General features: G+C 58.6%; 19 protein-coding genes and 1 pseudogene. 9 read left to right on the top strand and 11 right to left on the bottom strand.

What is annotated here, in order from left to right; genetic code table 11:
- Positions 1–8: 8 nt before the first annotated feature.
- Positions 9–767 (bottom strand): class II aldolase/adducin family protein, encoded by a 759-nt coding sequence (locus tag LVW35_RS10170; protein ID WP_233895230.1) that lies wholly within the window; start codon positions 765–767, stop codon positions 9–11.
- Positions 768–899: 132 nt separating this feature from the next.
- On the opposite strand from LVW35_RS10170, the gene LVW35_RS10165 reads away from it, so the two are divergent.
- Positions 900–2855: an oxidoreductase gene (locus tag LVW35_RS10165; RefSeq protein ID WP_233895229.1), complete on the top strand. Its 1956-nt coding sequence runs from the start codon at positions 900–902 to the stop codon at positions 2853–2855.
- Complete coding sequence (locus LVW35_RS10160) at positions 2843–3421, top strand: cupin domain-containing protein (protein ID WP_233895227.1); 579 nt, start codon at positions 2843–2845, stop codon at positions 3419–3421. The genes LVW35_RS10165 and LVW35_RS10160 overlap by 13 nt, the downstream gene beginning before the upstream one ends.
- A 322-nt stretch (positions 3422–3743) precedes the next feature.
- Here LVW35_RS10160 and LVW35_RS10155 read toward each other — a convergent pair whose 3' ends face one another.
- Both LVW35_RS10155 and LVW35_RS10150 read right to left on the bottom strand, forming a co-directional pair.
- Positions 3744–4295, bottom strand: a complete 552-nt coding sequence (locus LVW35_RS10155) for a DUF3455 domain-containing protein (RefSeq protein WP_233895225.1) — start codon at positions 4293–4295, stop codon at positions 3744–3746.
- Positions 4296–4444: 149 nt separating this feature from the next.
- Positions 4445–5143: a hypothetical protein gene (locus tag LVW35_RS10150; protein WP_233895223.1), complete on the bottom strand. Its 699-nt coding sequence runs from the start codon at positions 5141–5143 to the stop codon at positions 4445–4447.
- A 274-nt stretch (positions 5144–5417) separates the two neighbouring features.
- Between LVW35_RS10150 and LVW35_RS10145 the strand changes: the two genes are divergently transcribed.
- The 4 genes from LVW35_RS10145 to LVW35_RS10130 are packed head-to-tail and all read left to right on the top strand — an operon-like array spanning position 5418 to position 9401.
- A complete protein-coding gene (locus LVW35_RS10145; RefSeq protein ID WP_233895221.1) occupies positions 5418–6266 on the top strand; it encodes a hypothetical protein in 849 nt (282 codons plus the stop codon).
- A gap of 30 nt (positions 6267–6296) precedes the next feature.
- Entirely contained in the window at positions 6297–7175 is an 879-nt protein-coding gene (locus tag LVW35_RS10140; protein ID WP_233895219.1) for a c-type heme family protein, read from the top strand.
- Positions 7176–7185: 10 nt separating this feature from the next.
- Positions 7186–8589 (top strand): serine/threonine-protein kinase, encoded by a 1404-nt coding sequence (locus LVW35_RS10135; RefSeq protein WP_233895217.1) that lies wholly within the window; start codon positions 7186–7188, stop codon positions 8587–8589.
- Positions 8586–9401, top strand: a complete 816-nt coding sequence (locus tag LVW35_RS10130) for a PP2C family protein-serine/threonine phosphatase (RefSeq protein WP_233895215.1) — start codon at positions 8586–8588, stop codon at positions 9399–9401. The genes LVW35_RS10135 and LVW35_RS10130 overlap by 4 nt, the downstream gene beginning before the upstream one ends.
- Positions 9402–9407: 6 nt before the next feature.
- On the opposite strand, the gene LVW35_RS10125 is transcribed toward LVW35_RS10130, so the two are convergent.
- Positions 9408–9803 (bottom strand): carboxymuconolactone decarboxylase family protein, encoded by a 396-nt coding sequence (locus LVW35_RS10125; RefSeq protein WP_233895214.1) that lies wholly within the window; start codon positions 9801–9803, stop codon positions 9408–9410.
- 296 nt (positions 9804–10099) lie between these two features.
- On the opposite strand from LVW35_RS10125, the gene dkgB reads away from it, so the two are divergent.
- Positions 10100–10918, top strand: coding sequence for a 2,5-didehydrogluconate reductase DkgB (dkgB, locus tag LVW35_RS10120; protein WP_233895213.1), 819 nt, complete (start codon positions 10100–10102; stop codon positions 10916–10918).
- Here dkgB and LVW35_RS10115 read toward each other — a convergent pair.
- The 7 genes from LVW35_RS10115 to LVW35_RS10085 form a co-directional block, all read right to left on the bottom strand.
- Positions 10915–11337, bottom strand: coding sequence for a chemotaxis protein CheY (locus LVW35_RS10115; protein ID WP_233895212.1), 423 nt, complete (start codon positions 11335–11337; stop codon positions 10915–10917). The genes dkgB and LVW35_RS10115 overlap by 4 nt on opposite strands.
- Positions 11338–11471: 134 nt before the next feature.
- On the bottom strand, positions 11472–15083 hold the full coding sequence (locus tag LVW35_RS10110; protein ID WP_233895211.1) for a transporter substrate-binding domain-containing protein: 3612 nt from the start codon (positions 15081–15083) through the stop codon (positions 11472–11474).
- A 1-nt stretch (position 15084) separates the two neighbouring features.
- A complete protein-coding gene (locus LVW35_RS10105; RefSeq protein ID WP_233895210.1) occupies positions 15085–15711 on the bottom strand; it encodes a response regulator transcription factor in 627 nt (208 codons plus the stop codon).
- Positions 15712–16009: 298 nt separating this feature from the next.
- Positions 16010–16726, bottom strand: coding sequence for an MgtC/SapB family protein (locus LVW35_RS10100; protein WP_233895209.1), 717 nt, complete (start codon positions 16724–16726; stop codon positions 16010–16012).
- Positions 16727–16742: 16 nt separating this feature from the next.
- Positions 16743–19448 (bottom strand): magnesium-translocating P-type ATPase, encoded by a 2706-nt coding sequence (mgtA, locus tag LVW35_RS10095; RefSeq protein WP_233895207.1) that lies wholly within the window; start codon positions 19446–19448, stop codon positions 16743–16745.
- A 420-nt stretch (positions 19449–19868) separates the two neighbouring features.
- Positions 19869–20471: a GNAT family N-acetyltransferase gene (locus LVW35_RS10090; protein WP_233895206.1), complete on the bottom strand. Its 603-nt coding sequence runs from the start codon at positions 20469–20471 to the stop codon at positions 19869–19871.
- Between the two features lie 11 nt (positions 20472–20482).
- Positions 20483–20827 carry an FKBP-type peptidyl-prolyl cis-trans isomerase gene (locus tag LVW35_RS10085; RefSeq protein ID WP_233895205.1) on the bottom strand — a complete coding sequence of 115 codons (345 nt, stop codon included), beginning with the start codon at positions 20825–20827 and terminating at the stop codon, positions 20483–20485.
- Positions 20828–21105: 278 nt separating this feature from the next.
- Between LVW35_RS10085 and LVW35_RS10080 the strand changes: the two are divergent.
- Both LVW35_RS10080 and LVW35_RS10075 read left to right on the top strand, forming a co-directional pair.
- A pseudogene (locus LVW35_RS10080) lies at positions 21106–23055 on the top strand (FAD-dependent oxidoreductase).
- Between the two features lie 112 nt (positions 23056–23167).
- Positions 23168–24055 carry a nitrilase family protein gene (locus LVW35_RS10075; protein WP_233895204.1) on the top strand — a complete coding sequence of 296 codons (888 nt, stop codon included), beginning with the start codon at positions 23168–23170 and terminating at the stop codon, positions 24053–24055.
- Positions 24056–24058: the final 3 nt, after the last annotated feature.

The following is a 24058-nucleotide window of genomic DNA, read 5'->3' as shown; positions in this document are numbered from 1 at the left end:
ACTCTACCTCAGTCGCGATAACCCGGCGACACCCGATCCAGCATCCGCAGCAACGCCGCCCAGGCCAGTTGCATGGCATCCAGGTCGACCAACTCACCTTCTTGCAGCGGTCGCCCAGGGTTGTTGAATTGCTGTTCGGTGTAGGCGCAAACCTCGTCAGACGGCAGCACCAGCTTGCCGCACGCCTGGGCGGCGATCTGGATATCGCAGGCCTTTTCCAAGTAATACATGCGCAGGAATGCCTGGCTGACCGTCTCGCCGACGGTGAGCAGGCCATGGTTGCGCAACATCAGCACCGGTTTGTCGCCCAAGTCCCGCACCAGCCGCTGTTGCTCATCCATGTCCAGGGCCACGCCTTCGTAGTCGTGGTAGGCGACCTTGCCATAGAACTCCATGGATATCTGGTTGACCGGCAACAACCCACACTCCAACGCAGCCACTGCGCAACCTGCACGGGTGTGAGTGTGCAGCACGCAGTGGGCGTCTTCGCGCGCACCGTGAATCGCGCTGTGGATCACAAAACCCGCCGGGTTGACCGCGTAAGCCGATGGCTCCACGGCACGACCGTCCAGGCCGATTTTCACCAGGCTTGATGCCGTGATTTCATCGAACATCAGCCCGTAAGGGTTGATCAGGAAGTGATGCTCGGGCCCGGGAATACGTACCGAAATATGCGTAAAAATCAGATCACTCATGCGGTAGTGCGCGATCAATCGGTAGCACGCCGCGAGCTGTTCACGGAGCTGCTGTTCGGCGCAATGAGTCATTTTTATTCTCCAGGCACGGGGATTGGTGAGGGCGACGCTATTCCAGTCGCCAGTAAAAAAACAAGTTGATTTTTTACTGGGGCTCGCCTCCTATAGAAAAATAACAATAACAGCGCCTGGAGTATCCGTACCATGTCGCACCCGACGTTCCCCCACCTGTTTGAGCCGCTGGAGCTACGTGGAAAACGCCTGAAAAACCGCATCATGTCCAGCGGACACGACACCTCGATGCCCACCGATAACCGCGTCAATGCGCAATTGATCGCTTACCACCGCGTACGCGCCGAGGGCGGTGTGGGGTTGATCGTGTTACAGGTGGCCGGGGTACATGACAGCGCGCGCTATACCGCCCACGTGTTGATGGCGACTGACGACAGCTGCATCGACGGCTACCGCGAACTGGCCAAAACCTGCCATGCCCAAGGCACTGTGGTGTTGTCACAGATCTTCCATCCGGGACGGGAAATCATGGAGTCGGCCGATGGTTTGCTGGCCGTGGCGTACTCGGCGTCAGGGGTGCCGAATGAACGCTTTCGCGTGATGCCACGGGCGCTGGATCAGGCGATGATCGACGAGATCATCGCGGGTTATGCATCCGCTGCCCGGCGCCTGCATGAGGCCGGGATCGATGGGGTGGAAGTGGTCGCCAGCCATGGGTACCTGCCGGCGCAGTTTCTCAATCCTCGGGTAAACCGACGCACCGATGACTACAACGGTTCGTTGGAACATCGGTTGAAGTTTTTGAAGGAAATCATCGAAGCGGTCAGGGCCGCCACCGACGAACAGTTCATCATCGGGCTGCGTATTTCTGCCGATGAACGCGATGCCGAAGGCCTCACTGAAAACGAAACCCTTGAAGCCGTTCAACACCTGCAAACCCGGCTGGATTACGTGCATATCGTCGCGGGCACATCGGCGTCACTAGGCGGTGCGATCCATATCGTGCCACCCATGGCGATTGCCTCTGCGTACCTGGCCAGCGAGGCGGCGACGTTCAAGGCCAGCCTGTCGATTCCGCTATTCGTCACTGGGCGGATCAACCAGCCTCAGGAGGCTGAGCTGATATTGGCGCGGGGCCAGGCCGATGTCTGCGGCATGACGCGCGCGCTGATCTGCGATCCACTGATGCCGGCCAAGGCCCTTGAGGGCCGTGCCGAAGATGTGCGGGCGTGCATCGCTTGCAATCAAGCCTGTATCGGTCACTTTCACAAGGGGCTACCGATCTCCTGTATCCAGCATCCCGAAACTGGCCGTGAGCTGATGTTTAGTAACGAGCAAGGGGCGTTGAAGCGCAAACGTATCATGGTGGTGGGCGGTGGCCCGGCAGGTATGAAAGCCGCTGCGGTTGCCGCACAACGCGGGCATTCAGTGACGCTGTATGAAGCCAGCGGCCAACTCGGCGGGCAAGTGTTGCTGGCCCAATTGCTGCCACGGCGCAGCGAGTTCGGTGGGGCCAGTACCAACCTGCAACGTGAAATGGAACTGGCCGGTGTACAGGTGGTGCGCAATACCCGGGTCGACCGGACGTTGGTGGAACAGGAACAGCCCGATCACGTCATCATCGCCACCGGTGCCGAGCCGTATTGGCCGAACTTCGAACAAGCCGGCGAGCTGCAAGTGGTGGATGCATGGCAGGTGCTGCGCGACCAAGTCCCCCTCGGGCGTTCGGTGGTGGTGGTCGACTGGCGTTGCGACTGGATCGGCCCCGGCATTGCCGAACGACTGGTGCGCGCCGGCCACCAGGTGCAACTGGCGGTCAACGGCACCCACTGCGGGGAAAACCTGCCGCTGTATGTGCGCGATCAATTGGCGGGCGAACTGCATCGGCTGGGGATCCCGATCATCCCTTACGCCCGCCTCTACGGCTGCGATGACACCACGGTCTACCTGCAACACACCGCCAGCGGCGAGCCGATGCTGCTGGAGAATATCGATACCCTGGTGTTGTGCCAGGGCCACCAGCCGGTAGACACTCTTGGCACGGAGCTGCAAGGCCTGGTTGCCTTTAATCGGATCGGCGACTGCCTGGCGCCGCGCACCGCCGAAGAAGCGATTTACGAAGGACTCAAGGTAGCGTGGAACCTGTGACAGACGAGCCCCAGCAACTGTTTCTCGGCACGCGCATTCGCGGTCTGCGCAAAGCGCGTGGCCTGACCCTCACCGCCCTGGCGCAGGCCAGTGAATTGACCGCCGGTTACCTCAGCCAGTTGGAGCGTAACCTGGCCTATCCATCGATCCCGGCACTGTTCAACATCGCTCGCAGCCTGGGCGTGACCACCCAGTGGTTCTTCGCCAGCGAAACCGTGCCCGCTGTCGAGGACGAAGGCTACGTGGTCCGCAGAGGCAACCGCCAAAGCATTCGTTACGAGGACGGCATTGTCGACCAACTGCTGACACCGCTGCCCAACCACCAGCTGGAAATGCTGCAGTCGAGCTTTCCGCCCGGCACCTACAGCCAGCAGAGTTATAGCCATGAAGGCGAAGAAGCGGGATACGTGCTGAGCGGCCGGTTCGAGTTGTGGGTGGGCGAGCGATACTTCCTGCTGGAAGCCGGTGACAGCTTCAGCTTCGCCAGCCATGAACCCCATCGGTACGGCAACCCTGGCAAGGTGGAAACCGTCGTGATCTGGGTGATTACACCGCCGACGTTTTAGGCCACCAATACGAATGGAGGCGTGTCCTGCGGACTGGCGACAGTGGCAAGACGCGACAGGGCCAGTTCCATCGACACCGCCCCGCGCGCCCGAGGCAAACTGAAAGCCTCCGCGCCTGAGGCGCCAACGTCAGTCAAACTTCCAGTTCAACCCAACGCGCAACATCTGCCCATCGTTCTTGAACTTGGAGTCATACCCAGTCCCTGCTCCACCACTGCCCTGAATCACAGCTACCGCCCCCCACCGTGTAACCCATCTTGAAATGGCTCTGATCGCCGCTGAACTGAGTGTTGCCGGTACGACCGAACGGCTCGGGATGACACTATTGGACGAGGAAGCGGTAATCGGCGCTGTAGGGTGCCAGATGCAATTCACCGACCTGGGCGCAACCGCCATTGAACACACCGCCCAAGGTATGCAGGCGTTCCACCGCGACCACCTGTGCCAGCCCGCCCTCGCCCTGATGGCTCACCACATCGAGGCGCAACAGCGCAATATCCTGGGCACTCGCCCCAGGTGCCTGGGCGATGACCTTGCCTACCACTGCACTGCGATCATCCAGTTGCCAGGTGGGTCCGGCGAAGTGTCGGCCAACGGTCTTGCCGTTGACCATCAGCGTCGCGAGCGGCTCGCGAAATTGCCAGGTGAGTTGGCCGCTGCTGTCCTGGGCACAGGTGTAGATCTGCACGCCGGCAGCCCGCACGGTCATGAGCACTCTTTTGGCTGCCCCAGTGGCAGCTTCCGGCAGATCCTGCGCCTGTGCCCGTTGTGCATCGATCGCGCAGATCACCAGCACAATCAGGCCGATCACTTGCACGACCAACAGCACCAGCCGATTGCGACGAGTGATAACATCAGGGTCGGTGTCACTCATTTTGCGCCTGCCAGAAGAAGAGTCGAGGTGCGGCTGGTCAATCATCTTGAAGTCCGTCAGTAGCGGCTGGTTATCAGCGTCTGCAGGATGAACAATCGGCCCGAACCGTTTATTCCCGACTATTTTCCAAGCCGACTAAAAAACCTCGCCTACCAGACTTCGATCTCCAGTTCAGCGCGCTGACTGGCCGGCGTCGGCACAACCTTGCCGCTGTGCACCACCCCCTGACGTGGAGGCTCGCGCTTGAGGTTCGGCACCGGTATGCGCCCGCCTCCGCGTACCGTTTGAGCGCCGACCATGGCGAACTTGCCATTGGTGAAGTTCAGCCCCACGCCGTTCTGGCGCTGGAAGTAAATCCACCAGCGCTCTTCCTCAAATTTCATGAACGCGAACCCTCGTGGATACGCCGCTTCGCCGTAGTCGGCAAAGGTCATCGCGGTGGCGAAACCCAGGCCATGGCCGTCAGAGCGACTGAGGTATTCCTTGTTCAAGTAATCGCTGCCGCCCTGAACGTGAAACACCCGGTAAGTGAGTTCATCAAGCTGGTCGATCAGGATCGAGCACCCACTGAAGTCCGGCGTGAACACATACCCGGTCGCGCCAGGATTGACCGGGATATCACAGAAATCGCCCTGGGGCACCCAATGCCCCATCAGCGGCCGTTCGATCTTGCCGAAATCACCCGGTTTATCCAGGGTAGCCAGTCGGTATCCACCGGCTTTATGGCTGTTGACGTCAAACACGTTGATCCCCTTCACCAGGCTGGGTGGAATGCGTTTGGCAGTCATAAAGTTCTGTTGCAGGAAGGTCTTGGTAAACGACAGCTCGGCCATGCACGTAGTGGTCATAGGCGCTCCGGATAAAAGGAAAATGCAGACGTCTGGCCAATCCTTGCAAACGCCGTTCGAATCACGGGAAATCATCAGAAGAACACCCTCCCCAGACGCTTTATTCCATGATTTCGCTTAATCGAAATACGCCTTTTCCATGCAGATAATTGTCTTCTTCCTACGCCCTATCAGCCGGTAGCCTTCGGCCCTGCGATGCCTTGCGCACGCACGAACACCGGCTGTAGCTACAGCATCGGTGCCTGACCCCCAGTGCTCGATAGATGGCGCCCACGTGAAAAAACTTTCGATAGTCCTCTTGCTCGCCGGCCTGCTCCAGTTGCCGCAAACCCTGGCGGCTACGGCCAACATTGGCGTGATCGCCTATGCGGAAAAGCCGCTGAAGCTGATACGCGCCACCACCCTCTACACCGTGGGCGCCGGCACACGCCTGCAAGGGGGCGATATCCTGCAGACCGGTGCCGCCGGTATTCAGATCGAAGGCCTGGCGTCGGCCACCCTGGCATTGGGCCCAGATACGCGCATCCTGATTGCCACCAATCGTACCGCCGCCCAAATCAACCTGCTCGATGGCTGGCTCAAATTGCAACCGGTTCCAGGTAGCAATCACACCAACCTGGCGGTGACCACCGGTACCCTGGCGTTCACCGTCACCCAGAGCGCCAGCGTGATTCACGTGACGCCACGCCAAACCGAAGTGTTCGTCGAGGATGGCAACCAAGTGGTCAAGGAACTCGGCGCCCATGGAAAAGGCGACCATAGCGTCAACTTGGGCCACGAGGATTTTGCACAACGCAGCGCCGGCGGCGCCCTCACCATTGTGGCGCGCCCCGAGCAGGCATTCATCGACGCCCTGCCCCGCCAGTTCCTCGACCCACTGGTGCCCCTCGGCAAAAAAACCCCTGCCGCAACCGAGCCGAAAAAGGAGCGTGACGTCACCTACGATGACATCGAGCCCTGGGTTATCAGCCCGCTGAATCTCAGCCAACAGATGCTCGCCAACCGCTTCGCCCCACGCCTCAACGACCCGACGTTCCGCCAGGCGGTGAAGATCAATCGCGGCGGCGTGCTGGAGTGGGAATTGGAACTGCTGCGCCTGGAACGTCGCAAGAATGCCCACTGATACCCATCACGTCGTTCTCCAAAGGTCCTTATGAAACTGTCGCTCGCGGTCAAATTCAACGTGGTGTTCCTGGCGGTGTTTATCGTCGGTTTTATCGCCACCAGCCTTTCAACCCATTACATGTTGCAGCAGAGTGCACGCCGGGAAACCCTGGACACCGCGCGCATGTTGATGCGTTCAGCTTCTGCCGCCAGCACCTACACGGCCGAACAGATTGTGCCGCTGCTGGAGAACCGCCTGAAGTTTCAGTTCCTGCCACAATCGGTGCCGGACTTCGCCGCCATTTCGCACTTGCAGCAACTGCTCAAGTCGTACCCGGACTATGCCTACAAGGAAGCCACGCTCAATCCCACCAACCCGCGTGACTTGGCCAATGACTGGGAAAAAACCCTGATCAGCACCCTGCGCAGCCAGCCACAAACCGAGGAGATCGTGGGTGAGCGTACCGATGAAAAAGGCGCGTCGCTGTACATCGCCCAGCCGATCCAGATCAAGGACGGCGCCTGCCTGGCCTGCCATAGCACACCCGACGCGGCACCGAAAACCATGGTCGACATCTATGGGCCGGTCAATGGTTTCGGCTGGAAGCTCAACGACATCATCGGCGCGCAACTGGTCTCGGTGCCGCTGGACCTACCACTGCAACGCGCCAGGAGCCTGCTGCACAGCTACATGCTGTCGATGCTGGGGATTTTCGCCGTGTTGTTCGTGGCCCTGAATGTGGCGGTACACCTGTTTGTCACGCGGCGCCTGCGACATATGTCGGCGCTGGCCGACCGCGTCAGCCTGGGCGAAACCGACGTGCCGCCAATGGACGTCAGCGGCAACGACGAGCTGGCGCGCCTGGGTCAGTCCTTCGGGCGCATGCGCACCAGCCTGGTCAGTGCCATGAAGATGCTTGAGGAATAGGGTCGCGATCATGCTTGAACAACTCGGCAAATACCGCATTGACAGCGTGCTCGGCAAAGGCGCCATGGGCACGGTGTACAAAGCGTTCGACCCGAATATCGCACGTACCGTGGCGCTAAAGACCATCCGCAAGGAGCTGTTCGGCGACAGCCAGCACGCCGAGCTGGTCAGCCGTTTCAAGAACGAGGCCCAGGCCGCCGGCCGGCTGATGCACCCCAATATCGTTGCGGTGTACGACTATGGCGAGGACGAAGGCTCGGCGTATATCGCCATGGAATTCGTCGAAGGCACGCCGCTCAACACCTTGCTGGCCGCGCAGACGGCCCGCGACCTCAGCCACAGCCTCGGCTGGATGCGCCAGTTACTGCAGGCCCTGGAGTACGCGCACTCCAAGGGCGTAGTGCACCGCGATATCAAGCCGGCCAACCTGCTGATCACCGCCGACAACCACGTCAAGGTCACCGACTTCGGCGTGGCGCGCCTGGACTCCTCGACGCTGACACAGACCGGCTCGATGATCGGCACCCCCAGCTACATGTCGCCGGAGCAATTCTGTGGTGAATTGATCGACGGGCGTTCCGACGTGTTTTCCGCCGGCATCGTGCTGTACCAACTGCTCACCGGCGAGCGACCGTTTTCCGGCTCGGCCACCATGGTCATGCAGCAGATTCTCAACCAGACACCGGTCGCACCGTCGAGCTTGAACCTGGCCCTCGACCCGGCGCTGGACAGTGTGATAGTCCGCGCCCTGGCCAAACGTCCGGCCGATCGCTACCCCTCGGCGCACGCCTTTCTGAATGACCTCGAGGCCCTTCTCGGCACCCCCACCGGCAGCTGGACCACCGCCCAGATCGACGACGACCGTACCGTTCTGATGCGCCCCAACCAACCGCTGAGCAGTGGCGTGACGCCATTGGCGACCGAAGCGGTGGAGACCCTCACACCCTGGAAGCTGGCAGTGATGCCTGAGCTTGAGTCGCTGCTGTCACATCAGATCGGTCCGCTTGCGCGCTTTCTGGTACGCAAGAGCCTCAATGGCGCCGATGACTTCGACGGTATCTGCGCCGCGTTGTTGCCGCATATTCCGTCGGAGCGTGGCCGTGAGCAGTTCGCCAGCGCCAGCCAGTTGCTGTTCCGGCGCCTCAACCCACCAACAGCCATGCCAGAGGTTATTACCGAGCCCACCACGATTGCCCCAACCACCGAGGTGACCAACGAGCAGATCGACCCCGACTTCGCCCACATGGCCGAATGCCGTCTGGCCGTACTGATCGGCCCAATCGCGCGCATCATAGTCAGCCGTGCCCTGCGCGCCACTTCCTCGCGCCCGCTCTTCGTGCAACGGTTGGCCGAATCAATCGAGAGCGAAGCCCGGCGCCAGGCCTTCCTCACCAGCTTTGAGCCCCAGCCATGACCGACTCTCCCCTCAGCGCCTGCGGGCCCCATCGCCTGGCCTGCGCCGTCGCCTATGGGGCCAGCGATGTCGGCACGGTGCGCCAGAGTAATGAAGACAATTTCCTGGTGGAGCCCGCCCTTGGTTTGTTTGCCGTGGCCGATGGCATGGGCGGCCACGAAGCGGGGGCCTTGGCCAGCGCCGAAGCCTTGATCAGCTTGCGTCAGGCGCTCAACGCCCACGGCGTTGATCCGCTTGACGACAAAAGCGACCCGGACGCCACCTGGTCGGACCCGGACATGCAAGCTGCCAGTCGCTTGCACAACGCCATCGACCATGTGAACCAGTGCGTCTACCAGCAAAACGTGGCGCGCCAGATGAGCGAGGGCAACGGTATGGGCACCACCCTCACCGGCGCCTGGCGCCCGCATGCCGATGGGCCGCTGCTGCTGTTCCATGTCGGCGACAGTCGCTTGTACCGTTACCGCAACGGCGAGTTGAGCCTGTTGACCCGCGACCAGACCTGGTATCAACAGGCCCTGGAAGCCGGCAAAGTGGATCGCTTGCCGGCGCGCAACCTGCTGTTGCAAGCCATTGGTCCGGGACCGCGGGTGGAACCGCAAGTGCGCGTGCAACCGGTCCAGCCTAACGACCTGCTGATGCTCTGCAGTGACGGTCTGCACGGTTGCGTACCGCATCTGGAAATGGCCCAGGTGCTGGCCGTTGCCAGCCGCGACACACTGGACACCGCCTGCCAACGGCTGATCCACCTCACCCGCGAGTACGCCGGACGCGACAATGTCACGGTGCTGCTCGCCTGGTTTGACGCCTGAACTGCCCTAAGGCAGCTTGAACGGCTCGTCCAACGGCACACGGTAACCCGTGGCCAGGCGGTTGGTTTCATTGGCCATGCCGACAACGGCCTGCAACTCGCCAAACATCTCATCGGTCATCCCCGCCTTGCGGGCCGCGGCGGTGTGGGACGCAATGCAATACGGGCAATTGTTGGTCACACTGACAGCCACGTAGAGCAGTTCTTTGGTCAGCGGGTCGAGTGCGCCCGGCGCCATGATTTCCTTGAGGCTTTCCCAGGTGCGGCGCAGCGTCGGCGGGTGGGCGGCCAGGCATTTCCAGAAGTTGTTGACCTGATCAACCTTGCGCGTCTGCATGATGTCGTCATAGACCACGCGCACTTCAGGGCTGGCATCGGCGTATTCGGTGAGGTGTTGAGTCATGGAATTTCCCAGGCAAATGGACAGCGCTCTGGAATACCCCGCCGCACCGGCTGCTGGCAAGTGACACCGATAAATCCTTGATGACAAACTGGAGCGCGAAGCAGTCCCACCCCAGACTGAGCGCTGAACCGAGTGGGGGGCGCTTCGCAGCCCCGCGCAGGACAAGCCTGCGCCCCACACACTGCGGCGCCATTCGTGATCTGCGGTAAAGAGTCCTTTTCGGAACCGGCGGTTTTTCCCAAGGAACGACGGGCGGATACTCGACTCCATTGTTCACACATCTTCAGGAGTTACTGATGTCTATCCCAATGCAAAACGTTCCGGCCTTCGGCCTTGGCACCTTCCGCCTGCAAGGCGAGGTGGTGATTGATTCGGTCAGCACCGGCCTGGAACTGGGCTACCGCGTGATCGACACTGCACAGATCTACGAGAACGAAGCCGACGTCGGCCAGGCGATTGCCGACAGCGGCATCCCGCGCGATGAACTGTTTATCACCAGCAAGATCTGGATCGCGAATTTTGCTGAAGGCCAATTGATTCCAAGCCTGAAAGAAAGCCTGCGCAAACTGAAAACCGACTATCTGGACTTGACGCTGATCCATTGGCCCTCGCCAGAAGGCGAGGTACCTGTCGCCGAATTCATGGGCCAGTTGCTGGAGGCCAAGCGCCTGGGCCTGACGCGCCAGATCGGCATTTCCAACTTCACCATCGACTTGATGAAACAAGCGATTGCAGCCGTTGGGGCCGAGAACATCGCCACCAACCAAATCGAGCTACACCCCTACCTGCAAAACCGCAAGGTCGTGGATTTCGCCACCGCCAACGGTATTCAGATCACGTCCTACATGACCCTGGCCTACGGCGAAGTGCTCAAGGACCCGGTGATCCAGCAGATCGCCGAACGCCATCAGGCTACCGCAGCGCAAGTAACATTGGCCTGGGCCATGCAATTGGGCTACGCCGTTATCCCCTCGTCGACCAAACGCACCAACCTGGAAAGCAATCTCAAGGCTCTGCAACTGACCTTGACCGCTGACGACATGGCGCAAATCAACGAACTGGAACGTGGCCATCGCCTGACCAGCCCCAAGGGGATCGCACCGAAGTGGGATTAAACCCCAGCCACAGGCACGCGGGATAATTCCCGCAGCCACGGCAACACCCGCAGGCCGGTGGTGGCTGCGGGCGGGTCGATGATGTCCATGAAATGTTCAAGGTTGACGGTGTCCGGCATACCGGGCAGCCGTACCAGCACCGCCGGCGTTGCGTCGGCGAGCGTGCCCAGGTCCAGGTGATCGTAGACCAGCACATGGTGGGCCTGAGGTTGCGGCCCACAGGTGTGAATCGCCAGCCCCGCGTTGATGATCAGCACGTCAAAGGGCTGAGCCGGGATGGCGGTGAGCAATTGAACCTCTTCGAAGGTTTGCACCGGTACGATTCGGTGGTACCCCAACTGGTTGAGCATTTTTTCGATGTACAGGCATTGCAGGTGTTGTTCATCGGCAATCAGGATGGTAAGTGCTTTGTTTGGCATGGCGAACCCCTGGGCAGGCAGTGCTCGTCAGTGAGCGAGGCCATTTTCCAGACATACCCCGAAGACAAAATCAGGCTTGTTCCCGTTCCATGTAGGAGTTCTCCCAAACTCATCGAATGACTATCTACCCCTAGTCAAACCTGCTTGATATGCAAGTTCAGGCTGTGGTTCAAGTTATCAATGGCTGTACCGACTGCCTCGACTGCCGCCGCCAAGGCGTCGTGATCGCGCCTTTCACAGACCCCCTCCAAGGTTTCGCAACAGGCAACCAGCCCATGGGCCTTGACCATGCGAGCCCCGCCTTTGACGCGATGCGCCAGGTCATACAACTTGGCTAAATCAGCCTTTTTCCACAATGCCGGAAGCAACACCTGATCCTCGGCCAAGCTGCTGAGCAATGGCATCATCAACTCGTTGAGTGCGGCCTTGTCGCCGCCTGTCAGCGTGATCAGCGCGCTCAAATCAAACACCGGTTCGGCTTTATCCGCTGCGACGCTGGCCGTACGCGATGCCAACGCCTTACGCAAATCATCAAGTCCCGTGGGTTTGAACAGACAACCATCCATGCCCGCCAGCCGGCAGCGCTCGACCTCGGCCGTCTGGGCGTTGGCCGTAAACCCCAGCAACAGGCACGGCTCCAGGCCACGCATGCGCTCTTGCGCACGAATATTACGCGCCAAGGTGTAGCCGTCCATCACAGGCATATTGCTATCGGTGATGACGCCGTCAAATTGCCCGGCCTGCCACAGTGCAAAGCCCTGGGCACCGTCTTCGGCGGTGACGATGCGATGCCCGAGGAAGTTAAGCTGTCGAGCCAGCAGCAGGCGGTTGGCAGGGTAGTCATCGACTATCAAGATATCCAACGTACGCGCCGGTGAAACACTGGGAACAGGTAAGGCAACTGGCGCAACGGTGGCCAGCGTCAGTGCCAGCGTCACATCCACCCGCGTACCTTTGCCCAACACACTGCTCAAATGCAGCTGCCCGCCCATCATTTCGCACAGGTTACGGCTGATCACCAGCCCCAGGCCCGACCCGCTGCGCGCCGATTGCTCGTTATTGCTGCCCTGGATAAACGGGTTGAACAGACGCTGCTGATCTTCGGCGCTGATGCCGATCCCCGTATCCACCACATACAACCGCAAGTCCAAGCGGTCGTCAGCCGATGCCTGCTTGCACTGGGCTCCAAGGCGTACCCCGCCGGTGACGGTAAACTTGATTGCATTGCCGAGCAGGTTGGAGACCACTTGCTTGAAACGCATTGGGTCGATCAACACTGATCGGTCAGTCATCGGGTCCAACTCCACTTGCAGCAACAAGCCTTTGTCCCGCGCCAGCCCTTCGAACACCCTTGCCACAGAGGCCAACACGTCATGCAGGTTGGCCGGCTCCAGCGTCAGGGACAGGTGGCCGGTTTCTATCCGCGCGATATCCAGGATATCGGCGATCAACTCCTGCAGGCTGCGGGACGCCATCGTCGCCACTTCCAGCGCATCACGATCGGCGATGCCCTGCTCGGCATTCCTCAGCGCCAGCTCAGTCATGCCGATCATCGCGTTCATGGGCGTTCGGATCTCATGGCTCATGGTCGCCAGGAACGTGGTCTTGGCACGGTTCGCGGCGTCAGCCTCCTCCTTGGCTTCCTGCAACTGTCCCAACAGGCGCTGGCGCTCGCTCACATCCACCCAGCCGGCGATCATACCGACGACGCTCCCGTTGCTATCACGGTACGGCAGCATCCACTGGTAGATAGTCAGCACACCACCGCCGGGTACCTTGAGTACACGGTCATGGATCTGCGGCTCTCCGCGCTCCATCAAGCTCAGGTAGTCGGAATGGAATGAGCGGGCCTGGGGCGGGTTACCGGTGTCGGTTTCCACTACCGTCTTGCCAATCACCTCTTCCAGCTTGAAACCGAACACATCGAGGTAGGCTTGGTTACAGGCCATTAATCGTCCATGACGGTCCCGCACATAAATCGGGTGCGGCGTGCCGTCGATCAACACGCTCATAAAGCGCATCTGGTCGCTCAAGGCACGTTCGGCCTGGACGCGTTTGCGAATCAGGTTGCGCAGGTAAAACACCCAACCCAGGGTGATCAGCAGCAGCGCGGCCAGGCCGAACCCTTGGATAATCACGTTACGATGACTGGCCCAGTAGCTGTCATCGATGATGATCTCACTGCGCCAACGGTTGGTCAGTTCATCCATTTCTTCAGGGGTGATACTCAACAACGCCTTCTCGAGGATCGAATACAGCTCCAGCTGGCTGCGGTTGACGCCGAAGGCAATGCGCGCCGGCTCCGTGCCGACCGTACTGGTGATACGCAGGCGGTTTCGATAGTTGCGCGCAATCATGTAGCGTGCGCTGATCAATGAAACAATGGTCGCATCGACATCGCCCCTGGCGACCAGGTCCATGGCGACCTCAGGGTTCTCGACGTTAACAAACTGGATACCTGGATAATCCCTGGCTATCTGCGCACCGAGGCTGTTGCCACCAATGAACGCCAGGCGTTTTCCGGGCATGTCTTCCAGGGTGAACAGCCGCTCATCGCTGGCACGCGCCACCAACACATAGGGATTGGACAGATAGGGCCGGGTAAACCGAACCTTCTCGGAGCGCTGGGCGCTCGGCGTGATGACCGCCATCATGTCCACTTGGCCGGTACTGACCTCATCAATTTGCTGAGGCAGAGAACTGCCCTGCACCACCTCGAACTTCAAGCCCGTACGCAAGCTGATCCGCGACAACAGCTCTTCACTCAAGCCCACGAACTGCCCTTGCTCATTCACGAATGACAGCGGCACGTACTTGTCGAGCATGGCGACTTTTATCCGTGGATGCTTCTCCAGCCAGTGCTGCTCACTGTCACTCAAGCGCAACCGGTCGGCCTCCAGGAAACCGCTGTCTCCGGCACTCCAGCGCCGCAGAATGCTCATTTGCTCGCTGGGTGGAATGACGTTCAGCGCTGCGTTGACGATGTTCAGCAGGCGGATGTTGTCGGCAGTGAAAGCGAACCCGAACGGGTTGACCTCCAGTCCGGAAAAATCGGCCATGCGCACATTATTAAGGTGATTCTTGTTGATCAGATAGCGAGTACTGATGACGTCGCCCAGGTATACATCCGCCTGGCCAAACGCCACGGAGCCGATGGCTTGGAGCGTCGAGCCATACAACAGCAGTTGCGCCTCTGGATAATATCTTTGGACAGCGTCAGGTTGCATGTAGTGGTAGAGCATCGCCACGCGTTTTCCAGCCAGGTCGGCGCTCAGTAGATGACTGTCACTGTTGGGTGTCACCAGCACGGGCTGATCATTGGCGTAGGAACGGGACAACACCAACTGCTTGTCGGCCGCTTCATAACCATTGGCCGATCCCACTAAATCCACCTCACCCAACTTGAGCGCCTCGATCACCTCATCGCGGGTGTCATAACGTCGAACCTCGATAGGCACACTCAATATCAGGCTGATCAACCACGCATAATCAGCGGTGATACCTTCAAAGTCGTTGTTATTGCTGAGGTCGAAAGGTGCGTAGTCCGGTGCCGACACACCCATCACCAACACGCGTCGCTCGCGCAACCAGCGCCAGTCGCTTTCATCAAGCTCCAGGCCTGGGTTTTCAAGGGTGGCGTGGCCGAGGAGCCGCAGGGTATGCGGCTCATCCAGGGCCATCACCGCCTGGGACAACAACCCGATCAGCAGGATGGCCGTGAATCTCAAAAGCCGGGAGGTGGGCATTTCAGATCAAATGATTGCGCTGAGCGAACTTGGACAGGTGCACCACTGAAGACATGCGCAGCTTCTCCTTGAGTCGCGTCTTGTAGGTGCTGATGGTTTTGTGGCTCAACAGCATGTCCTCGGCGATCTCCTTATTGCCCAGGCCCAGAGCCAGTTTTTGCAGCACGGTCAATTCGCGGTCTGACAGTGCCTCGACCAGTTCCTGCTCGGTGGTCTGCAAATCGTCACGGCGTACCGAACTGGTGGCCACGCTGGGAAAGCAGCTGTAGCCGGACCGGATCGCCCTGATCGCTTTTTGCAATTCGTCCAGTTCGCCCGTCTTGGCCACAAAACCCATGGCCCCGGCGCGCATGCAGCGGGTGGAGAAAAACACCGCCAGATACGAGGTCAGTACCAGGATCTTGCAAGGCAATTCCAGCGCCTTGATCCGGCTGATCACCTCCAGCCCGCCGAGTTTGGGCATGGCCAGGTCAAGGATGATCAGATCCGGGCGCTCCTCACGCGCAATCTGCATGGCGTCAGCACCGTTACCTGCTTCAAAGATTGTAGTGAAGCCTTCTTGCTTCAACAGGTATTTCACGGTGGCACGGATAAAAGGGTGATCATCCACAATTAAAGCTTTGCTCATAAGACTCCCCGAGGGATCAGTACGCTTACATATCACACGGGATCTATCTACCTGTGAAAAGTAACAGTTCCGACAAACGGTACTGATTACTCTGCATGACACTTCAGGCAGTACAGACCCCTCCTTTTGATAAAACACTGTCAATACGTTGAGCTGTGTCTTGGTTCCTGAGGCGCAAGGGCGCAACCTTAACAACGGTGCGGCTTATCAAATGAAGGGATAGTCTCAATTGCTTGTAGGACTTTTCCTTGCAATAGCATAGTCAGCTTTGCGCGGGATAACGCCTGACAGCCGGGGACTACTCGGTGGTACTTGGGCTCCAGAATGCCTGCACCACCAGAGTTGACATCGAGATTCGCGCCACCAGCGCGTCCAGTTCGTCACCGTCCACCGACGTCACGGCCAGGGTGGCTTCGATCTCCACTTCTTCCGTGCCGAAGGGGCGCACGTCCACATCGCTGGCCGGGTAGTTGCAACATGCAAGCTCCGCTTCCAGCAAGGCGAGTACGGCTTTCTGCTGGGTACGCCGCGCAATCACATACAGGATGTTGGTGACTTCCGCCGACACCACGTCCAACGGCTGGCGGTTGATGTTGTTGACGATCGGTCGCAGCAAGGTGTTGGCCGCCAGCACAAACAGCGTGCCAAGCAGCGCTTCGAGTACCAGGTCGGCCCCCGCGCAGGCGCCGACCGCCGCTGACGCCCAGAGGGTGGCCGCCGTGTTGAGCCCACGCACATTGCCCTCTTCACGCATGATCACGCCGGCACCGAGAAAACCGATGCCCGAGACCACATAGGCCACCACCCGTACCGCGCCTTCCGCGCCGCCGAGCCGGCTAGCCATATCGACGAAAATCGCCGCGCCCACTGCCACCAGCACGTTGGTGCGCAGGCCCGCCGTGCGCTGGCGGTATTGACGTTCGAAACCGATCAGGCCGCCGAGGACAAAGGCCGCAGTGAGGCTGACCAGCGTGTCGACCAGGGATTCGAGGTTGATGTTGTTGATTGCTTGCATAGGACATCCTCCCTGTTCATTGCCAGCCAAACTTACGGATGTAGTAGCCCTTCACCGCCTGGGTCAGCGCCATGTACGCCAGCAGGATCACCGGCAGGAATACGAAGTACAGCGACGGCAGCGCCTGCAACTTGAAGTAGTGCGCCAGCGGCCCCATCGGCAGGAAGATCCCCACCGCCATGACCACGCCGGTCATCACCATCAAAGGCATTGCCGCACGGCTTTGCAGGAACGGGATTTTCGGAGTGCGGATCATGTGCACGATCAGCGTCTGGGTCAGCAGCCCCACCACGAACCAGCCGGACTGGAACAGGGTCTGGTGGTCGGGAGTGTTGGCATCGAAGACGTACCACATGAGTGCGAACGTGGTGATGTCAAAGATCGAACTGATCGGCCCGAAAAACAGCATGAAACGGCCGACATCTCCCGGCTGCCAGCGTTGAGGTTTGCTGAGCATTTCTGCGTCGACGTTATCGAATGGAATCGCAATCTGCGAAATGTCATACAGCAGGTTCTGCACCAGCAAATGCATCGGCAGCATCGGCAGGAACGGGATAAACGCACTGGCCACCAGCACCGAGAACACGTTGCCGAAGTTGGAGCTGGCGGTCATCTTGATGTACTTGAGCATGTTGGCGAAGGTACGCCGGCCTTCCAGCAAGCCCTCCTCCAGGATCATCAGGCTCTTTTCCAGCAGGATGATGTCGGCGGCCTCCTTGGCGATATCCACCGCGCTGTCCACCGAAATGCCGATATCGGCGGTCCGTAGCGCCGGCGCATCGTTGATGCCGTCGCCCATGAAACCGACCACATGCCCGTTGGCCTTGAGCAGGCGCACGATGCGTTCCTTGTGGGAGGGCGTCAGCTTGGCGAACACATTAGTGGTTTCCACGGCCTTGGCCAGCTCGGCATCGGTCATGTCCTCGATGTCGTTGCCCATCAGCAGGCCCTGTTGCTCCAGGCCCACTTCGCGGCAGATCTTGGCGGTGACCAGTTCGTTGTCCCCGGTCAGCACTTTCACGGCGACGCCGTGGGCTTTGAGCGCCTTTAGTGCAGGCGCGGTGCTTTCCTTCGGTGGATCGAGGAAGGCGACGTAGCCGATCAGCGTGAGGTTGTTCTCATCCGCCAGGCTGTAGGTATCGCGCCCCGGCGCCATCGGCTGCGCGGCCACGGCGACCACGCGCAGCCCCTCTTCATTGAACGCAGCAGTCACCTGACGAATACGTGCCAGCAGGTCTTCGCTCAGCGCTTCGTTGACGTCGCCATGGCGCACGTTGTTGCACACCGACAGAATCTCTTCCACGGCGCCCTTGCAGATCAACAGGTGCGGCTGGCCTTGCTCGGCAACTACAACGGACATGCGGCGGCGGTTGAAGTCGAACGGGATCTCATCGACCTTCTGGAACGCCGTGCCGACTTTCAGCTCGCGATGCACCTCCACATGCTCCAGCACCGCCACGTCCAGCAGGTTTTTCAGGCCGGTCTGGTAGTAGCTGTTGAGGTAGGCCATTTCCAGCACGTCATCGGACTCTTCACCCCACACGTCCACATGGCGTGCCAGGAAAATTTTGTCCTGGGTCAGGGTGCCGGTCTTGTCGGTGCACAGCACGTCCATGGCACCGAAGTTCTGGATCGCGTCCAGACGCTTGACGATGACTTTTTTACGCGACAGAAACACCGCGCCTTTGGCCAGGGTGGAAGTGACGATCATCGGCAGCATTTCCGGGGTCAGGCCCACGGCAATCGACAGCGCGAACAACAGTGCTTCGGTCCAGTCACCCTTGGTGAAGCCGTTGATGAACAGCACCAGCGGCGCCATCACGAACATGAAGCGGATCAGCAACCAACTGACCTTGTTGACGCCATGCTGGAACGAGGTGGTCGCACGATCAGTCGCGGTCACACGCTGGGCCAGCGCGCCGAAATAGGTGCTGTTACCGGTGGTCAGGATCACCGCCGTCGCCGCGCCGGACACCACGTTGGTGCCCATGAACAGGATGTTCTCCAGATCCAGCGGGTTGCGGGTCCTGGCGTCCTGCTGCTGGGCGAACTTCTCCACCGGCATCGATTCACCGGTCATCGCCGCCTGGCTGACAAACAGGTCCTTGGCGCTGAGCACACGGCAATCGGCAGGGATCATGTCACCGGCGGACAGCACGATCAGGTCGCCCGGCACCAATTGCTTGATCGGCAGTTCGATACGCTTGGCCTCATCCCGGCGCAGCACCGTGGCGGTGTTGCTCACCATGGCTTTCAGCGCATCGGCTGCCTTGTTGGACTTGGCCTCTTGCCAAAAACGCAGCAACGTCGACAACACCACCATGGAGAAAATCACCGTGGCGGCCTTCATGTCCTCGGTCAGCCAGGAGATCACCGCCAGCAACGTCAGCAGCAGGTTGAACGGGTTTTTGTAGCAGTGCCACTGGTGCACCCACCATGGCAGCGGCTGCTCATGCTCGACTTCGTTGAGGCCGTATTGCACGCGCAGGGCATCGGCTTCCTGAGTGGTCAACCCCTCGGAATGGCTGCCCAGGGTGCCGAGCAACTGTAGCGCACTGCTGTTGGCCGAGATCACCAGGGTTTGCGCCAGGGTCGGCGGCACTTCGCGGCTGACGCTGGCGTCGGTCACGGTATCGAGCATCGCCAGGCGGCGGAAATGCCGGGCGATGTGCCGGGTCCGCAGGAAGCCGGCAAAGAACTCTTTCAACAGAGTCAAGTTCATGGTGTTACTCCTGCGCCAGGAAAAACCGTCGTGCAGGTACCGCCGTCTGCACCGCGCCCGTTTTATAGGCACAGCCAGCTTGGCCCGCCCGCCGCAAAAGGCAGGCGCGTCCGTAGCATCCCGAGATGAACCGGGTGCTGATCAGCGTCGATGAGAGGGATTCGGGCAGGTGCCAGGACTGGCCACTGCCGGGATGCCGCTTCTCGCGATTAGTGGCGAGACAACGGCATCGGAAAAATGCGCGTTACCTTGCCAAGCCTGTGCCGGTTATCAGAACCGGCCGACTACTGTCACTCGAACAAGTACCCACTGAGGGTCTCCGCTATTGATGAAAACGCGCGAAGCTTACGCCCCGATTTAACGAGAGTAAACCGTAGGAAAGTTTCCGTATGGTGAATAAGAAGATTCTTCAGGATGGGTTCAGGAAGGTGCATCCACTTGATCTCGCGGCACCAACGTCAGGTAATCACCCACCTGTCCACCTGTCAGGGCCTTGACCTGAATCGATACGCTGTTCACCTGACGCCCCATCGTGATCCCTTCGCGGGTGCGTACCTGCACATAGCCAAGCTTAGGCCAGAAACGTTCGGCCTTGGCATTGCTGATGACTACCGTCAAACGCAGCCATTGAGCGCCGTTGCCCGCAGCCCAAGCCTCAAGATCCGCGTGCAGCCGCTGCGCCAACCCGGTGCCATGCAAGCGTGCATCCACCAGCAACAGCCCGATATGCCAAACACCAACAGCCAGCAAGTCCGCCGCAATGTTCACCACCGCCACCAGCTGGTTTTCCAGATCGCGGTAACCCAGCCAGTACATCCGACTGCACGCCCACCCTGCGGGCAACTGTCCCTGCAATTCCTCATACGCTTCGGTCGCAGTGGCCGGTTCGCCGTTGACCGCGATGAAGTAATCCGGCGCCCGCTCAAAAAACCGCTGCAACTCGACCTCATCGCGATCACCCAGCTCAACGAGCTGAATGCCCACGACGGAACACGCCGGCAACCCGTGTGAATCAACCTCCATGTCCATCGCCCTCAATCGTCCCGCGTCAGCACTTCCAGCAACTCAATCTCAAAACGCAGGTTGCTGTTGGGCTTGATATGCGCGCCCATCGACCGCTCACCATAGGCCAGATGCGCCGGCACGAACAGGGTGCGCACACCGCCCACCTGCATGCCCATCAACCCCTGGTCCCAGCCCTTGATCACACGCCCGGTGCCGATCACACATTGGAACGGTTTGCCACGCTCCCAGGAGGAATCGAACACCGTGCCGTCTTCCAGGGTACCGGTGTATTGGGTGGTGATCAGCGCGCCCTTGACCACGGCTTTGCCGGTGCCGGGGCGGATGTCGGTGATTTGGAGTTCTTCGGTGCTCATAGCGATTCCGTTGGATACATAGTGTTTGTTTGCGCTGCCTGATGCAGAAAGTTCGCGCAACGCAGCAGTTGCCAAGAACCCTGACCGCGATGCATAGGATGGTCCTTTTGCACACGCTCATCAATGCGTTGCAACAGGTGTTCCTTTAATCGCTTGCACTGCCCCTACGAAAAAATACGAATTTACCGTGCCAAAATCCAACGCTAGCCTATTTTTGGCTAGCAACACTCACGGCCATCCTGTTCCGAGTCCATTAACTCTGAACAGGGAATATCAGAATGACCATCGGTTCCACCTTTAATTACCCCGCAGATACCGCCCAACATCCTCATCGAAAAAAGCGCTCCAGCAAGAGCAAATGGGCAGCCAGGTTTCCTAACCCACCCGACTTGTGTTTCGACTATCGCGCTTTAGTAGAGCACGTGAATGGAATTGCCAAAGCCACAGAACCGAATCATAAAATATGCATTATTGGCGCTGGGATTACAGGATTAACAACTGCACGTGAACTTTACAGGTGTGGCTTCACAAACATTACGTTAATTGAAAAATCAAAGCGTATTGGCGGCAGGCACCTCACCGCTCTTGGGAATAACAATACCAACACCGTTGGCAGACCGCCTTTCGAAATGGGCGCAATGAGAATGCCGTTCTTCAACACATCAGACGAACCGCCTAAAGATGGACGTTCGCTTATGGCGTATTACGCCAACGAGTTCGAATTGCGCCATTCAGACTTTCCCAACCCAGGCAGCCCTGCGGTCCGATCCACAGGTATATTTCTACGCGAAGGCAGCATAGATAACAGCACCGAGCCCACCCTGCTTATCTGGGAGAACGCTGATGGAAAAACACCGCCTCCAGGTCAAACACTGGGCAACGTTTTCGCAAAATGGAAAACCTTCGCTGAGCGCATGACGTTGATCGTCTCCGAACATTACGGCTCTGAAGACTGGGAGGCCATGTGGCATTCAATAGTCAAAAAATATGAAGGTATTTCCTTCCGCGACTTGGTGAAAATGCCAAGCATCGATAGCTGGCGACCCAGTGACCCTGGAAACTTCGGTGGCATGGGCATGACTGCATAGGAATCCGCTGTTTTCTACTCCATCGGTATTGGTGATGGCAGTTGGGGAGCATTCTATGACGTATGTTCGCTTTATCCCCTGCGCACGGCATTATTTGGGTTCAGCAGTCATCTGCAATTAATTCACGGGCGCGTAAACGCGGACGGCGCACCGATGGAATCGCCTTACTTGGATCATCCCGAGACCTTTGATTCGAGAGGCCTGTCATTCAACAAACCAAACTACATCGGCCTTGGATCGCTGGCCGAATCCCTACTCTTCATCAAACCCGAAGACACACATGATTCTCTATATGAGCACCTCATAAAAACTCATTCAGGCTTCATGACCAACTGTGCAGTGACCAGGATCAAAAAACTAAAAAGCGGGAAACTGCGGGTCTATTTCGACTGGAACGTCACACAAAAAGAAAAGACCAAAAAAGAATTCATCGATTACGATTCTGTGGTAATGACACTGCCCTCATGGCTGATCGAAACACAAATATCAATTGAAAATTTCAGCCAGGAGATCCTTCCATTTGACGTCACAGAAGCCTATAAAACGGCCCACTGGGAAACCAGCTGTAAAGTCTACGCCCCACTCAAAAAATCGTTTCTCTCTCACAATAAAAAAATCCTTCAAGCCATCGTGACGGATAGCTTGGTTCATGATGTATATACCTACCGCTACCACCCTGCCAATACCTACGACTGCATCCTTCTCAGCTACACATGGGAAGACGACGCTACCAAACTATCGGTGTTCACCGATGAAGAACTCGTTGACAGATGCATCGAAGACCTCGACAGAATTCTTTTGAAATCCACCAACATAAAAGAAAAAATATCACCGTATATCGGTCGTAACCACGCGGTGGTTCAACGATGGATGAATGATAAAAATTCCCTTGGCTGCGCAAAGCTTTATCGTGCAGGTACTTATTACGACGCCATGAAGCTACTGAAATACAATCGAGACTTTTCTCACAAGTCAGGCTTGTACCTCTGCGGTGAATCCTTTTCCGTAGATGCGGGCTGGACGGAGCCCTGCTTCAGGGGAGCAATCGATACCGCGATAAACATTTGTAATAGAACGCAAGCCGATTTCAACGGGGGTTTTACTATGGACGACTACCCAACCTATAAAGCCGAACCATAAAAGAAAGAGACTACAACGCAACGGGAATCACCTGACTTTCAATTAAACATTTACTCGCCTCTTATAAACGCCCAACCGATTCCCGGTTGTATAACAATAAGAGGTCACCGACATGAGCGAACCAGCAAGCCCCGCACGCGTAGCAGTCGTCCAACTGGACCCGCAGGTTGGCATGAACAACCGAGCCAACAATCTGCGTCAAAGTCTTGCACTGGCGACCGAAGCCGCAAACGGTGGAGCAAACCTGATCGTACTGCCCGAGCTTACCAATTGCGGGTATTTCTTCAGCAGTCGCCAGGACGCTTTTGATCATGCCGAGCTGGTTCCAGGCGGCGAAAGTGTGAAGGCGTGGATGGATTTTGCCTGCACGCATCAGGTGTACCTGGTGGCAGGCGTGTGTGAAATAGACGGTATGCAGTTGTTCAATACGGCTGTGCTGCTAGGCCCCAATGGGTTCATCGGCAAATACCGCAAGGCGCACCTATGGAACCTGGAAAAACTCTGGTTCACGCCTGGTGATACCGGGTTTCCAGTGTTTGAAACACCGATAGGCCGTATTGGCTTGCTGATTTGTTGGGATATCTGGTTCCCGGAGGTGCCACGTATTCTCGGCCAGCAGGGCGCCGATATTATTTGCAGCCTGAACAATTGGGTGTGGACGCCACCGCCGCTGTTCGATGAGGCAGGCAAATGCATGGCGTCGTACCTGACGATGACCGCCGCCCACGTCAATAACGTGTTTATCGCTGCCGCCAGCCGCATCGGCGAAGAGCGTGAAGCGCGTTACCTCGGATGTTCGTTGATTGCCGGAACCAACGGCTGGCCGATTGGCGCCGTAGCTTCAGCCAATCGTCAGGAAATCCTGTTCGCCGACATTGATATCACCAGCGCCCGCAGCGCTCCAATCTGGAACAGCCTCAATGACCTGCAGCGTGATCGACGCAATGATCTCTACGATCAAATGCTCGGCTACTGCCAACACCCTGCCCTTCCGCGCTGATCG

The organism is Pseudomonas sp. HN11, from assembly GCF_021390155.1.
In the GTDB taxonomy this organism is placed as follows: domain Bacteria; phylum Pseudomonadota; class Gammaproteobacteria; order Pseudomonadales; family Pseudomonadaceae; genus Aquipseudomonas.
The sequence above is the reverse complement of the archived record's forward strand: the minus strand, read 5'-3'. Positions and strand labels throughout refer to the sequence as shown.